The organism is Pseudomonas sp. TMP9, assembly GCF_037943105.1.
In the GTDB taxonomy this organism is placed as follows: Bacteria; Pseudomonadota; Gammaproteobacteria; order Pseudomonadales; family Pseudomonadaceae; genus Aquipseudomonas.
The window spans coordinates 405,684-420,646 of record NZ_CP149803.1 but is presented as its reverse complement, the minus strand read 5'-3'; the positions used below and the strand labels follow the sequence as shown (position 1 = coordinate 420,646).

Here is a 14,963-nt window from a genome sequence, read left to right as displayed (position 1 = left end):
CCGCACGCTTCTGAGGGCCCATAGCTCAGTTGGTTAGAGCAGAGGACTCATAATCCTTTGGTCCACGGTTCGAGTCCGTGTGGGCCCACCAACTCCAAAGCCGCGCAATGCGCGGCTTTTTCATGTCTGCGAGAAAAATAGCTTTACCAGTCCTATAGTCCAAAGGTACAAATTCAGTACAGTGCCGGTACAGCGGTACGCTTTTGGAGTAGAAAAATGGCCACCATCGTCAAAACGGATGCCGGCACTTGGAAGGCTCTGGTGCGCAAAACCGGCTGGCCGACTAACACCAAAACCTTCCGCACCAAGCGCGATGCCGAAGACTGGGCGCGCCGCACCGAAGACGAAATGGTCAGGGGCGTGTACATCCAACGCAGCGGCTCCGAGCGCATGACCTTGGAAATGGCACTGAAGCGCTATCTCAGCGAAGTCAGCCCCACTAAGAAGCCGACCACCCAACGCGCCGAAGCCACCAAAGCCCAGCAGCTGATCAGCCACCTGGGCAAATACTCCATGGCCGCCCTATCCGCTGAAATCATCGCCAGCTACCGCGATACCCGCCTGTCCTCGATCACCAATCGTGGGAAGCCCACCAGCAACAACACCGTGCGCCTGGAGCTGGCCCTACTCAGTCACCTGTTCACCGTGGCGATTCAGGAGTGGGGGCTGGGCCTGGGCTTCAACCCAGTGCTGAATATCCGCAAACCAAGCCCTGGCGAAGGCCGCGACCGGCGCCTGTCTGCAGAAGAAGAACGTCGCCTGCTGACAGCCGTAAACAATCACAGCAACCCTATGCTTGGCTGGATCGTCCGAATCGCCCTAGAAACCGGTATGCGCTCGTCGGAGATCACATCCTTGCGGCGACATCAGGTCGACATGAGAAAGCGCGTAGTGCGCCTCTCAGACACCAAGAACGACAGCGCACGCACCGTCCCACTCAGCAAATGGGCCACAGAGACTTTCCAGGCGGCGCTGAACAACCCGATACGCCCGATTGACTGTGATCTGGTGTTCTTTGGCGAGCCGGGCAAAAGCGGAAAGCGCAGCCCCTACGCATTCACCAAAACCTGGGGCTTGTTGAAGACCAAGCTCGGCATGGCTGATCTGCACTTCCACGATCTGCGGCATGAGGCGGTCAGTCGGCTAGTTGAGGGCGGCCTATCTGACCAAGAGGTATCCGCCATCAGCGGGCACAAATCGATGCAGATGCTGAAACGTTACACGCACCTGCGTGCAGAGGATCTTGTAGACAAGCTGGATAAAATCAAACGCGATGCTTGAAATACCCCCTCAGCCGGACTAGGTAAGCCACGACATCGCAGCCAAACATATCCAGCCCTTTTCAACCGGAAGAAAATTCCTGAGTGAAAGGGCTATTGTTCAAATTGCTATTTTCCAGCAAGGATATTGATATGTCCTCGACGGTGGCCTTGGTAAGCCCAACAACTTTCGCTATCGCAGCTATTGACTCAGGTTTAGGTTGCCGCGCTAGGCCTAAACGAATCCTATTACGCACTGAGTCAGAAACAACAAACTCCCCAGTTCGCTCATCAAATTTGCAGCTAGCAGCATGGACAGCCCTTAAAGTATCCAATCTCTTTATAATTCTGGATACAGCTTGCGGGCTTACATTAAGCTTTTTAGCAATTTGGGATTGAGAAAAACCCTCCTTCGCCAAAAGGTAAACCTTTTCAGAGAGCCGAATAGCCTGAGCATCGTCAGAACGTATAAAACGAAGCTTTGAGTGGGTTAGCTCATAAGCAATCTTTCTCACCTCTTTGATTGTAGTAAATTTTCTAGGAGAAAGCTGAATAGAATACTTAGAATTGGCCTCGTTCAATAACGCTGAAATTTCATGATGAAAGGCCTTTTTATATCGAAGATCCGCATGATATCTGGCGGAGCCCGGCGAATGAACAGAACAATATCGCTGACTAAATCTTCCCGCCTTAATTTTCGCGGCTTGTATTTCCTCATAATTAGTAACTAAGTATTGTATGTTACTCATATGAACAGAGCGAATGCTAAGACGCCAGCACAACTCACAATATCTCACATTCTGTTTGCATGTCTGAACATCCTTCAAGGAGTCATGATTGGGATGGACAGTGGTACGAGTCGGCCTGAAACGTTTCAGCAGCGGGATCAGCTTATATAAAACAAATCCGAGCGTATCGATTATTTCTCTAGTCTCGCTAGTGCGGAACTCCAAGTTACTTAATGCACACTTAAAATTAGATTCCCAAAACCCAATATTACTAAACTGTGAATCTATTGGAATAATCTTTGCCGGCTTGACAAGATTTTTTGATGCAGTCTTGAAGCTCCACCCATCATTAAAAGGTTTAAGGGGAAGCTCAGCCTTCTCCCCTGCGCACCCCATAGACAGGTCAAGCCATGCCTGGGTGTAAGCAGGGTCACTCATGTCAGAAGGAGTCGCCTGGATGGTAGGGCCGCACTTGCCCATTTCAGAAAGCTTGCAATTTGCAAACAGCTCCCGATTCCACTCGCCCGTAAACTTGTTAATAGCCTCAATAAACGCATCATCAAGATTACGGCGAACGACAGACCAAACGGGATACCGCTTAGAGGTTAGGCTTGAAGAGGTTTTCAGCTCCGTCAATAGAAGCCCATACCCAGTAACTAGCGGCTCAAAACAAAGCGTACTTATGCGGAACCCATTGAACGCTCTACGAAAATCATCAATGCAAGCCATGTCTACCCAAAAGTTAAATAATCAGAGCAAAGCTTAACCGTATTTATCCGTAACGTTCCATTCAACAACCTTAATGAGGGAATGGACGTGACAACTGAAGAATTGATCCTGAACAGAACTGGCGGCTCTCCTCTACTGTCCCTGGCACAAGTGGCCGAAATCCTTCACCGCAGCCCTGACGGCCTGCGCATCACGCTATCCGGCGACAATGAAATCGCCCGAAGTCTGAAACCATGCAGGATCAAGATTGGCCGACGCGTTTACTTTCGCGTCGCCGGTGTTGCTCGTTTTATCGACGAAGCTTAAGAGCGGCTATCTGTGTCGACCATGGCCGCACTCATTCGACTGGAGGAGTCATTTTCCAACCGGCCGGCCAGCCGACCAGTAGAAAAAAAGGATGCAGGCCAGCTTGAGATCCAGCTGACTAGCTGGCCAGATGATGTGAGGGGCATACCCAATATCACACTGCGCTCAGCACTCTTTGGCTCCAGTCGATCCAGTGGCCAGCCGTACCTGCAGCGAGCAGAAATTTACACTCAACGACCTACGCAGATGCGATATACCGGGCCGCGATTAGATCAAGGCGACCTTGATGTCTGGATCACGCTGTTACATATCGCGCGCAGAAAACCGATGGGGAAATCCTTCAAGACCAGTGCGTACGAGCTTCTAAAACAACAAGGGAAGACCGACGATGGCAACAACAGGAAAACGCTTTACAAGCGCCTTTTCCGCCTCGCAGCCGCCACACTTGAGATAAGCACCGCAAGACACTCTTACACCGGCGGCCTGGTTGATTCCATCTACAGGGACGAAATCACGCACAACCTAGTCATCACCCTTAACCCCGAGCTAAGCAAACTGTTTGGCCCAAACGAATTCACCCTCGTTGACTGGTCTATTCGTCGAAGCCTGAACTCCAAGCCGCTTGCACAGTGGCTGCACGGATTTCTATCTAGCCACGCCGAACCGATCCCTATGTCGGTAGACACAATCATGCTGATGGCAGGCAGCCTTGACACTTCAGCATCCAGTCGGGAGCAAAATCTGTGCAGAGCACTGGCCGCCTTGCAGCTCGCCAGCAACCACCATGAGCAACCGTTCAGCTACGAGATCTGTGGCGGCCACTTACACATCAAGAGAAAACCAAGCAACAGCCAATACCGGCACTTAGGCAGGAAGCAATCCAAAGCCAAGTGGAACGGAAAATAGATACCGTACCGTTGGCTACGAAATACCGTACCGTTGGCTAGGCAGTACCGTACTGTCGGCTAGGAATTACCGTACTGTTGGCTAGAAAATACCGTACTGTTGGCTAAGTTATCCACAGGCTGAATCCGCTGCAGCCCTCGCCGCTTCTGGCTTCCAGATCGAGAACGCAACGCCTTAATCTTATTAATCATTTTAATCTACCGGCCGAAAGATCAGCGATATGCGCTTCAGCCAAAAGCGAACCCAGCAGAGAGGCTGCAATAACGACCTACACGCTGGATACCAGCATCGCCGCCACTGTTTGCCGTTCTTATGTTGGATCCGCCATAACACGGGTGCCCTACTGGTCTGGAATGGCGAGGGCTAAGGCTGGACGACCAAGCTCAGAGACGCCACATACGAACGCCCTTGAGTACTGAACGTCGATGCTTTGGAGAGCGCTTACAGGGCAGAAGGTGGTAATGACCTAGCAGGTGCCCGCACTTGGGTAGCCACTATGCAGCCGAAAAACCAAGGAATTGAGCCAATGAACCCCGTGCTAGCCCAAATACCCACCTCAGAACGCCCAGAAACGCCCTGCACAAGCTGCCAGCAAGGAATTTGGTACACAGGTAGCGGGCAGACCCCTGAAGGCACTCTGGCGGCCTTCTGCAGCGCCCTAGGTCGACAGGTATATAACAGTCATGACGATGACCGAACGGTGCAGTTGTGTTCTGCCTATGAGCCGGACGACAAATAGTTCAGCACAGGTGATCTGCAGCCCACCCCAACAGCGGGAATCCTCCGCCCCCTTTAGCCCTGCATTCACCCCTGATAAGAGACGGCTATCACTGCAGTGACTGCGAAGCAGGCGCAGTGCTAGTGGACGCCCAGCAAGCGAAGCGCGTCAGTGATGGTCAATTTTCCATCAGCGCCAACAACAGAGCGCCCAGAAACACCCTACAGCGCGTGCAGCCATGCAATCCGGAAGTGCACAAGCGTGCCGAGAAAGCCGCCCTAGCGGCCTCCTGGGGCAGCAAACCTGTAACAGTCCGGGGTTTTCTCTGTAGCGTCAGGGTTCATGTAAACGCGTATCGAAAAACTCATTTTGCCCCTCCGAAAATTAGCCGATTAAACACTTCAGATCCCTTACCGTTTTCACCCAAGGCAGCGAAACACTCAGCAGAACGAGCGCCGAATAAGCGGAACGTGTTGATAGTGCGTCGGCCTTACAAACCGGACCTTAGGCCTGCCCGCTTCGCTTGCGGAGAATCTGTACCAGGGTTTGCCCGTCAGCTTCTATCTAGCGGGTTTATAGTCTTAGAATAATCATCCCTAGCTTTTGCCATCATTGCTCTTTTTTCCATGCTGCTGATGTTCAGGCTTTTGATACGTTCGATTTCCGCGATTACCGCGGCCTTTTTAGACGATATTTCCTTACCTTCAGGTTTATGCGCAGCTGCTACCCGTACAAGTGAAGTAGTTGACCGCTCAATACTCTGTGTCGGCCTTGCGACCGCTCGAGCACTGCTGGGCTTAGTGGCGCTCACCAGATGGGTGAAGTAACGCAGGCTCATAGAAACGCCATCTGCCTTCGCCGCCGCCAAGACTTCCGCATAAGTTGCGCCGGCATCCAGCAGCTCAAAAATCAGCTTTTGGTTGTTCTGGAAATAGAGCTTTTTACTCGCAGGTTCAGCCTGCTTTTTTCTCAGTAATTCGGACAGTGAGTTGGTCATTTTCATCAACTTTGCACATTTAGTTCATAACTTAATCATATAAAATGCACGTCTAGATCGTTTTTATGCAATAAAAATATTAATAATTACCGTATTAGTACCGATATTGTTCACATATAGATCTTAACCAGCACGTGAATAGTTCATATCATACTGGCCCGTTCGAATAGCAATAAATTCAATAGGCACGTCATGGAATGTATACATTCCCGTGCCAAAGGAGATCCTTTGAAACCCTGAAAAGCGCCTCTACGAGTCGAACAGCCAGCGGGGGCGTACGATCCCATCGAGGGGCAAAAATGAGCACCCAACTTGCTCCTCGTCATCAGCCACAGACAAACCCAGCAACACCGCATGACGGCCAGCCACACTGATGAGCGCTGCTGCAAGATGAGTTCACGAATGCCGATGCACACCCCGCCACACCCTGGCGAAACGTTACGCGAAGACATGCTTCCGGCCTTGGGTATGGCCGAAGCAGAGTTCGCTGAACACCCCGGATATCCTGCTAAGCGACTCGCTGCCGCACTGAACTGCTGCAACCCGATCAGCACCGGTCTTGTTCAATGCCTGAAGCTGGCCAGTCTCTGGCTGGCAGAACAGGCCGCTTACGACTTGTGGCACTCGCAACAGTAGAGTCTCCCTCCGACACAAACCGCTGCAGCCTCATTTTCGCGTCGCGAAAATCTCTAGTCATGCCCATATTTTCGCCACGCGAAAAACACATTGCGATAAGAGCACCACGACCAGCACCGTTGGAACAAAGCAGGAACGCCGCAGAATACCTACCCTGAATTCATAGAATAAGTGCAACGTTTGAGACGACAGGCAGAGAGCCAGCCACCGGTAGAATCCAGGCTCTCACACCGAAGGATTCAAGCGCAGATGACTACGCCTTACCGGCAGCTGACTCAGGGCCAACGTTACCAGATTGAGGCCGGTTTAATCGCCGGCAAAAACCAGGTCAGCCTTGCTAAACAGCTTGGCGTGCATCCCGCGACCATCAGCCGAGAGATCCGCCGCAACAGCACAGAAAATCGCTACGCAGCTGTTCCAGCGACCCAGAAAAGCGATGCGCGCCGTGCCCAAGCACACAAGTACTGCAAGCCCGTTGCCTGGTTCCGTCACTACCTGCCGATCTGGCTTCAGCACGGGATGAGCCCAGAACAAATTGCTCATCGTTTGAAGCAAGAGCGGCCTGATGACACTGCGAGTCATGAGTGGATTTACCAGTTCATCGCCATCGACAAGCGCCGTGGCGGTGATTTGTATATGCAACTTCGCCACCGTCGGAAATGCTACCGAAAGCGCTACGGAAGCCACGACCGACGCGGGCAACTACGAAATCGCGTGTCGATCAGTGAGCGGCCTGCTGAGGTCGAAACACGTGAGCGGCTAGGCGATTGGGAGGGTGATACGGTGCACGGCCTCGGCGGCAATATCGTGACGTTGGTTGATCGAAAAAGCGGCTACCTGAGCGCGTATCCGGTCAAGCGCAGAACACGGAGACAGGTGACGCGAGCGATCAACCTGCTGCTCAAGGGGCATGTGGCAAACACGTTGACGCTGGACAATGGCCGGGAGTTTGCCGGTCATGAATGCATCGCCCGCAAGAGCCAATGCGCGGTCTATTTTGCTGACCCGTATTCGTCTTGGCAGCGCGGCAGCAATGAAAATGCGAATGGCCTGTTGCGGCAATATTTTCCAAAGGGCAGCAACTTCAGCAAGCTGACTGTGGAGGCCGTTAATCAGGCGGTAATGAAGATCAATTTACGACCACGCAAACGCTTGGGCTGGAAGACACCATACGAAGTACAAACAGGGGTGAGCGTTGCACTTATGGGTTGAATTCAGGTACCGAAAAGTTACATACCGAGCACTCAAACGCCTAGGTCTCAGGCTTTTTCGCATTACGGAACCGCCTTCCTTTATCATCCCGAGCATCGTGTACTGGTTGACTCCCTGACCACTTATTCAGTGGCGTTTGGCTATCGCATGACAGTGGCATCCTACATAAACCGATACGGCTGAGCGGTGCTGAGCAATCGACGCTGATAGAGCGGCTTGAGCCGGCCGAGACGTAACCATTACGCAAAAATTTAGCGGCTAAAATCGTCGCCTTCGCGCAGTAGCGATCTGGACAGTGGTAACCCATGAATGCAGTAGAAATTGAATCCGCTATTTCGGACCTAGCACTAGAGCCCTTCGACGCAGCGGAATTTGCGTTCACCTTCCTGGCCGCATTTGGCAACAAGGACACCGCACTCAAGCGCCTGCGTGCCGGCAATAACAATGCATCGGACGTACTGGGCGGCGTGTTACTGCGTAGCAACATTCATATCGCTGCCTGCGAGCCCGGCACCGTGGCCGAAACCCTCACGGCGTTGCGCGACAGCCCGGCCACCAGCAAAGCCAAAGCCAAGTTCATCCTCGCCACCGACGGGCACACGCTGGAGGCCGAAGAACTGATCACGGGTGAAACCATCACCTGCGATTACCCGGACTTCCCTAACCATTTCGGTTTCCTGCTGCCGCTGGCCGGCATCTCCACCATCAAGGAGATCAAAGACAACCCCATCGACGTGCGCGCCACCAGCCGCCTGAACAAGCTGTACGTCGCGCTGCTGGATGAAAACCCCGAGTGGGCCAAAGAAGCGCGCCGCGCCGATATGAACCATTTTATGGCGCGGCTGGTGTTCTGCTTCTTTGCCGAAGACACAGACATCTTCAATGGCGATGGCCTGTTTACCAAAACAGTTGAGCAGTTCAGCGAGCGCGATGGCTCCAACACCGACCAGGTGCTATCGGAAATTTTCCGCGCCATGAACATCAAACCTGCCCTGCGCGCCAGTGCGCAGCCCCGCCTGCCGAGCTGGGCCGATGCCTTCCCTTATGTGAACGGTGGTCTGTTTTCCGGTAGTACCGAGGCGCCGCGCTTCACGCGCACAGCGCGCGTATATCTGCGAAATGCGGGGGAGTTGAACTGGAGACAGATCAACCCAGATATCTTCGGCAGCATGATCCAAGCCGTGGCCGATGATGAAGAGCGTGGCGCACTGGGCATGCACTACACCAGCGTGCCCAACATCCTTAAAGTGTTGAACCCGCTGTTTCTGGATGATCTGCGGGCGCAATTGGAAGCGGCCGGCGACAACAAGGCCAAGCTGCTCAACCTGCGCAAACGCATGGCGCATATCCGTGTATTTGACCCAGCCTGCGGCAGCGGAAATTTCCTGGTTATCGCCTACAAGCAAATGCGCGAGATTGAGGCGGAAATCAATCGCCGTCGCGGCGAAGCCAACAATAAATCGGAAATACCGCTGACCAATTTTCGCGGCATTGAGCTACGCGACTTCCCGGCAGAAATTGCTCGCCTAGCGCTAATCATTGCCGAGTTTCAGTGTGACGTGCTGTATCGCGGCCAGCAGGATGCACTGGCGGAATTTTTGCCGCTGAATGCGCAGAACTGGATTGTATGCGGCAATGCGCTGCGGTTGGATTGGTTGAGCATCTGCCCACCCACAGGTACAGGTGTGAAAGTGGTGGCCGATGACTTATTTGGCACGCCGCTGGATCAGTCGGAAATCGACTTTGAAAACGAAGGTGGTGAGACATATATCTGTGGCAACCCACCGTATGTTGGAACAAAGTACCAGACGAAAGAGCAAAAAGACGATATAGCAGCTCTATTTAAGAACAAAGATATTAATTCTGGCAACGTAGACTACGTTGGCTGCTGGTTCCTAAAAGCAGCACAATATACTTCCAAAATTGAGAGATTCGCCTTCTCGTTTGTGACAACGTCGAGTCTATTTCAGGGGGAGCAGGCTGAAATAGTTCTTCATATTCTTTCCAGTCATAGCCTGAAAATCTACTGGTGTCACCCAAGCTTCATGTGGTCGAACAATGCAGCTAATAACGCTGGTGTCACATGCAGCATCGTAGGCTGTGCTCGGAATGGAGCTCGAATCGAACGATATATATATGGTGATGAGTCTAGGCGCAGCGTTGGGAACATTGGTCCTTATCTTGTTCCAATGCCAGATGTCGTTGTTTCAAAGCGGAAGACCCCGTTATCCGAAGCTTCTGTAATGGGCTACGGAAGTATGTCTAACGACAACGGTGAGTTCACATTTCCCGACGACAAATACAGATCCAGCATAAGTGCCAATCCAGAAAATAAGGATATTTTTCGAATTACTGTAGGTGGCGCAGAATTCATCAGGGGAATTGTACGAAGAAGCATATACATCGATGAAACGATTATGCTCTCAGAAACCCAAAACAAAGAATTCTCAGGTGTATTTGAGCGAGTACAAGAGTATCGTGCAGCGAGCAATCGAGAGGCAACACGCAAACTAAGCACTACTCCAATGTATTTCGCCGAAAGAAGGCACGTAGCGGCAAGAAAGATATTTGTACCTCAGGTTCTATCTGAGCGGAGAGAATATATTACAGCAGGCTTATTAGAGAATGACACTCTCGTTATTGCTCCACATATGCAAATCGTTGATGGGCATGACTATGAGTTCGCGCTTATCAGCAGCAGAGTTCATCACGTGTGGATTTCTACAGTATGTGGAAAGTTGAAAACGGACATTCGGTACTCAAACTTACTCGGCTGGAACACCTTCCCCGTCCCGCTGCTGACCGAGCAAAACAAAGCCGACCTGACCGCTTGTGCCGAAAATATTCTCCTCGCCCGCGAAGCGCATTTCCCCGCCACCATCGCCGACCTGTATGCCCCGGACGCCATGCCTGACAATCTGCGCCACGCTCACGAGCGTAACGACGAAGTGCTGGAGCGCATCTACATCGGTCGTCGCTTTAAGAACGACACCGAACGACTGGAAAAGCTGTTTGAGCTGTACACCAAGATGACGGCAAACGCCGCGCAGGCCGCACCGAAAAAGCCACGAGGGCAAAAGGCATGAGTCGCTCTATGGACAATGGCCCCGTTAGCCTCACCACGCAGCCTGAAGGTTACGGTGACTGGCTGGCCGACCTCAAAGGCCGCATTCACAACGCCCAGCAGCGCGCCACACTGGCGGTTAATCGCGAATTGGTGCTGCTGTACTGGCAGATCGGCCAAGACATTTTGGCGCGGCAGGCCGAACAAGGCTGGGGGGCCAAAGTCATTGAGCGGTTGGCGCATGATTTGCGCAGCGCCTTCCCCGACATGAAGGGGTTTTCACCGCGTAACCTCAAATACATGCGCGCCTTTGCCGAAGCTTGGCCGGATGCTGAGTTTGTGCAACAAGCTGCTGCACAATTGCCCTGGGGTCACAATCTGGTCTTGCTCGACAAACTACCCGGCCCCGAAACCCGCCGCTGGTATGCGACTAAGGCCATTGAGCACAGCTGGTCACGCAACATTCTAGTTATGCAGATTGAGACTCGTCTCTTGGAGCGCAGCGGCAAGGCTGTAACCAATTTTCAAGCCAGTTTGCCTGCAGCGCAGTCTGATCTAGCCCGCGAGTCGCTGAAAGATCCTTACCGTTTCGACTTTCTAGGCCTGGGCACTGATGCGCAGGAGCGGGCGGTCGAAGACGCGCTGGTCAAACACGTCACCGAGTTCCTGCTGGAGTTGGGCGCAGGCTTTGCGTTCGTCGGGCGGCAGGTACTGCTGGATGTGGGTGGCGATGAGTTTTTCATCGACCTGCTGTTCTATCACCTCAAGCTGCGCTGCTATGTAGTGATCGAGCTCAAGGGCGGCAAGTTCAAGCCCGAGCATCTGGGCCAGCTTGGGTTTTATATGACGGCGGTGGATCGTCAGGTTAAAACCGAACAGGACAATCCCACCATTGGTCTGCTGCTGTGCAAGAGCAAAAACAAGATCGTGGCCGAATATGCGCTGGGCGATAAGGCCCAGCCCATGGGCATTGCCGAATACAAACTGCTCGAATCCTTGCCCGCCGAGCTGCAAACCAGTTTGCCCAGCATCGAACAGATCGAACGCGAACTGGCAGGCGACACATCCATGGAAGACGACTCTCAATGAACAACGCAGACCACTCAGCCAACCCTACCAATGCTTACACCGTGCCGTCGGTATCCATCACCACGGCGCACACCGGGGCATCCAGCAAAGCCAATGAGCTGGGCATGCGCACCATGCAGGCGCGAGCCTATGACAAGCGCGGCGAACAGTACCTGCTGATCAAATCGCCACCGGCTTCGGGTAAGTCCCGCGCGCTGATGTTTATCGCCCTGGACAAGCTGAATAACCAGGGCCTGCAACAAGCCATCGTCGTCGTGCCCGAACGCTCGATTGGCGGCAGTTTTGCTGATGAACCGCTGAGCCAGCACGGCTTCGAATGGGACTGGCAAGTAGCCCCACAGTGGAACCTGTGCAATGCCCCCGGTATCGATGAGCCGCGCGTGGCCAAGTCCAAGGTGCAAGCGGTGCGCGCCTTTCTGGACAGCTCCGACAAGATACTGGTTTGCACTCACGCGACCTTCCGCTTTGCCGTAGAAGAACTGGGCATTGAGGCGTTCGACAACCGCTTGATTGCTGTTGACGAGTTCCACCACGTTTCCTCCAACCCGGACAACAAGCTTGGTAGCCAGCTGAGCGCGTTCATCAGCCGCGACAAGGTGCATCTGGTGGCCATGACCGGTTCTTACTTCCGTGGCGACAGCGAAGCAGTGCTGGCCCCGGAGGAAGAAAACAAATTTGAGACGGTGACCTACACCTACTACGAACAGCTCAACGGCTATCGCTGGCTCAAGTCGCTGGATATTGGCTACTTCTTCTACACCGGTAAATATGTGGATGCGGTCGCCAAGGTGCTGGACCCGGCGCTGAAAACTATCGTCCACATCCCTAACGTGAACGCCCGCGAGAGCCTTAAAGATAAGGAGCGCGAGGTTAACGAAATCATGAGCGCACTGGGCGAGTGGCAGGGTGTCGACCCGGCGACCGGCTTCCATCTGATCAAAGCCAAGGACGGCCGCACCCTGAAAGTGGCCGATCTGGTGGATGACAGTGACGCGGGCAGACGCTCCAACGTGCTCAACGCGCTGAAAGACCCGACGCAGAAAAACAACCGCGACCACGTGGATGTGATCATCGCGCTGGGCATGGCGAAGGAAGGCTTCGACTGGATCTGGTGCGAGCATGCGCTGACCATTGGCTACCGTTCGAGCCTGACCGAAATCGTGCAGATCATTGGCCGCGCCACGCGTGATGCCGAGGGCAAGGAGCGCTCGCGCTTCACCAACCTGATCGCTGAGCCTATGGCCGACCAAGCTGCCGTTGCTGAGGCGGTGAACGATATGCTCAAGGCCATTTCTGCCAGCCTGCTGATGGAACAGGTGCTGGCACCGCGCTATGAGTTCACGCCAAAGGACATGGGCCCGAAAGAGGGCTTCGATTATGGCGATGGCGGCTACAAAGACGGTGGCAGCAACATCGGGGTAAACAACGACACCGGCCAAATCCATGTCGAGATCAAGGGGCTGGTCACGCCGCAAACTCCGGAAGCTACGCGCATCTGCAAGGAAGACTTAAACGAGGTAGTGACGAGCTTCCTACAAGATAAAACCGTGCTGGAGCGCGGCCTATTCGACAAAGAAAACACCCTGCCCGAGGAGCTGACTCAGCTGCGCATGGGCAAGATCGTCCGTGAGCGTTACCCAGACTTGAGCGACTCCGACCAAGAAGCCATCCGCCAACACGCTATCGCGGCCATGAACATCACCCAGCAGGCCAAGTTGATGCTGGCGCAAGCCGATGCCGGCGGCGGTGACAGCATTCAAGGCAGCACGGCGCTGATCGATGGTGTGCGCAAGTTCGTTAACGTACGCGAGCTGGACATTGACCTTATCGACCGCATCAATCCCTTCGATGCGGCCTACGCCGTACTGGCGAAGGCGATGGATGAGAAATCCCTGCGCCAGGTGCAGGCCAGCATTGCAGCCAAGAAGGTGAGCATCCCCGAGGATGAGGCGCGAGAGCTGGCCAGACGTGCCCTGCAGTTCAAGAACGAGCGCGGCCGCCTGCCCGACATCAACTCCTCCGATGCCTGGGAAAAGCGTATGGCCGAAGGCGTTGCTGCGTTGGCACGCTACCGCGCGGCAGCCAAAGCGGCGCAGGGAGAATCTGCCAATGGCTGAGATGAACGACGACGACCTTCTGGATGCGCTGGGCGTAGAAGCTATCCCGCTCAAGGCCGCCAACCGCACTCCGCGTGAGGAACGCATCATCGCCGGCTTCGAGGACATCCTGCGTTTCTATCAGGCTCATGGCCGCGCACCCTTGCATGGTGAAGACCGCGATATCTTCGAGCGTTTATACGCCGTGCGCCTGGATCAGCTACGCAAGCTGCCTGAGGCACCAACGCTTCTGGCTGGGATGGATAGCTACGGCTTACTGTCTGGTACTGCAGCAGTATCGGTAGATGTGGATGATATGGATGAGGACGCTTTGCTGGCCGAGCTGGGTGTAGGCAGTGAGGTCGTCGACCAGAACGACATCACCGTGCTGCGGCATGTGCGCTCTACGACTGAAAAGCGGGCGGCCGAGGAGATCGCAAACAGAACCCGCTGCAATGACTTCGACAAATTTGAGCCTCTTTTCGAAAGGGTCAAAATTGAACTTGCGAATGGCATACGAGAAACACGTACATTCCAGACGCGCTCAATGGATGAGATCCAGCAAGGTGTGTTTTTCATCATCGGTGGACAGCTTGCCTACGTCGCCACCGTGGGTGAAGAGTTCACAACCAAGTATGAACGACGTGATAGCCGACTCCGCGTCATCTTTGACAACGGCACTGAAAGTGAGGTTTTACAACGATCGCTGCAACGGGCATTACATCGAGATGATGTGGCCCGGTTAATCACTGATTCGAGCGCAGGACCACTTTTCAGCGATAAAGCCGAGCCGGACGATATCGAGTCCGGAACCATCTATGTACTGCGCAGCCAGTCCAACCATCCCTTCGTTGCCGAGCACCGCGAGTTAATCCACAAAATCGGCGTAACCGGCGGAAAGGTAGAAACCCGCATTGCCTGCGCAAACAAGGATTCCACCTACCTGCTGGCAGACGTGGAAGTGGTCGCCACCTACAAACTGCACAATCTGAACCGCACCCGGCTGGAAAACATCTTCCACCGCCTATTCGGCGCGGCGCAGCTGGACCTAACCATCGAAGATCGCTTCGGCAATCCAGTCAAACCTAGGGAGTGGTTTCTCGTACCGCTGCACGTAATCAATGAGGCGGTTGAACGCATTCGGGATGGGTCGATTACCAATTTCGCATACGACCCGCAAACTGCTCGCTTGGTCAGCTAAAGCGTGATGATCAAGTCCGGGC

The 14,963-nt window shown here is 53.8% G+C and carries 11 protein-coding genes and 1 tRNA gene; 10 read left to right on the top strand and 2 right to left on the bottom strand.

Annotated features, from left to right (window positions below):
• The first annotated feature begins 14 nt into the window (after positions 1-14).
• Together WF513_RS01985 and WF513_RS01980 are read left to right on the top strand one after the other, a co-directional pair.
• Positions 15-91, top strand: a tRNA-Ile gene (locus WF513_RS01985).
• A 125-nt stretch (positions 92-216) separates the two neighbouring features.
• Positions 217-1,281 (top strand): site-specific integrase, encoded by a 1,065-nt coding sequence (locus tag WF513_RS01980; protein ID WP_339081085.1) that lies wholly within the window; start codon positions 217-219, stop codon positions 1,279-1,281.
• A gap of 61 nt (positions 1,282-1,342) precedes the next feature.
• On the opposite strand, the gene WF513_RS01975 is transcribed toward WF513_RS01980, so the two are convergent.
• Positions 1,343-2,716, bottom strand: coding sequence for a helix-turn-helix domain-containing protein (locus tag WF513_RS01975; RefSeq protein ID WP_339081084.1), 1,374 nt, complete (start codon positions 2,714-2,716; stop codon positions 1,343-1,345).
• 87 nt (positions 2,717-2,803) lie between these two features.
• Here WF513_RS01975 and WF513_RS01970 point away from each other — a divergent pair, with 87 nt between their 5' ends.
• Positions 2,804-3,022 (top strand): DNA-binding protein, encoded by a 219-nt coding sequence (locus WF513_RS01970; protein ID WP_339081083.1) that lies wholly within the window; start codon positions 2,804-2,806, stop codon positions 3,020-3,022.
• A 21-nt stretch (positions 3,023-3,043) separates the two neighbouring features.
• Positions 3,044-3,928 carry a plasmid replication initiator TrfA gene (gene trfA / locus WF513_RS01965; protein WP_339081082.1) on the top strand — a complete coding sequence of 295 codons (885 nt, stop codon included), beginning with the start codon at positions 3,044-3,046 and terminating at the stop codon, positions 3,926-3,928.
• 1,271 nt (positions 3,929-5,199) lie between these two features.
• On the opposite strand, the gene WF513_RS01960 is transcribed toward trfA, so the two are convergent.
• A complete protein-coding gene (locus tag WF513_RS01960) occupies positions 5,200-5,649 on the bottom strand; it encodes a hypothetical protein (protein WP_339081081.1) in 450 nt (149 codons plus the stop codon).
• Between the two features lie 396 nt (positions 5,650-6,045).
• Here WF513_RS01960 and WF513_RS01955 point away from each other — a divergent pair, with 396 nt between their 5' ends.
• The 6 genes from WF513_RS01955 (at position 6,046) to WF513_RS01930 (ending at position 14,941) form a co-directional block, all read left to right on the top strand.
• A complete protein-coding gene (locus WF513_RS01955) occupies positions 6,046-6,279 on the top strand; it encodes an addiction module antidote protein, HigA family (protein WP_339081080.1) in 234 nt (77 codons plus the stop codon).
• Between the two features lie 249 nt (positions 6,280-6,528).
• Positions 6,529-7,491, top strand: a complete 963-nt coding sequence (locus tag WF513_RS01950; RefSeq protein ID WP_339081079.1) for an IS30 family transposase — start codon at positions 6,529-6,531, stop codon at positions 7,489-7,491.
• Positions 7,492-7,796: 305 nt separating this feature from the next.
• Positions 7,797-10,577 carry a DNA methyltransferase gene (locus tag WF513_RS01945; protein WP_339081078.1) on the top strand — a complete coding sequence of 927 codons (2,781 nt, stop codon included), beginning with the start codon at positions 7,797-7,799 and terminating at the stop codon, positions 10,575-10,577.
• 8 nt (positions 10,578-10,585) lie between these two features.
• A complete protein-coding gene (locus WF513_RS01940) occupies positions 10,586-11,644 on the top strand; it encodes a PDDEXK nuclease domain-containing protein (RefSeq protein WP_339083372.1) in 1,059 nt (352 codons plus the stop codon).
• Positions 11,641-13,761: a DEAD/DEAH box helicase gene (locus WF513_RS01935; RefSeq protein WP_339081077.1), complete on the top strand. Its 2,121-nt coding sequence runs from the start codon at positions 11,641-11,643 to the stop codon at positions 13,759-13,761. The genes WF513_RS01940 and WF513_RS01935 overlap by 4 nt, the downstream gene beginning before the upstream one ends.
• On the top strand, positions 13,754-14,941 hold the full coding sequence (locus WF513_RS01930; RefSeq protein ID WP_339081076.1) for a GIY-YIG nuclease family protein: 1,188 nt from the start codon (positions 13,754-13,756) through the stop codon (positions 14,939-14,941). The genes WF513_RS01935 and WF513_RS01930 overlap by 8 nt, the downstream gene beginning before the upstream one ends.
• Positions 14,942-14,963 lie beyond the last annotated feature (22 nt).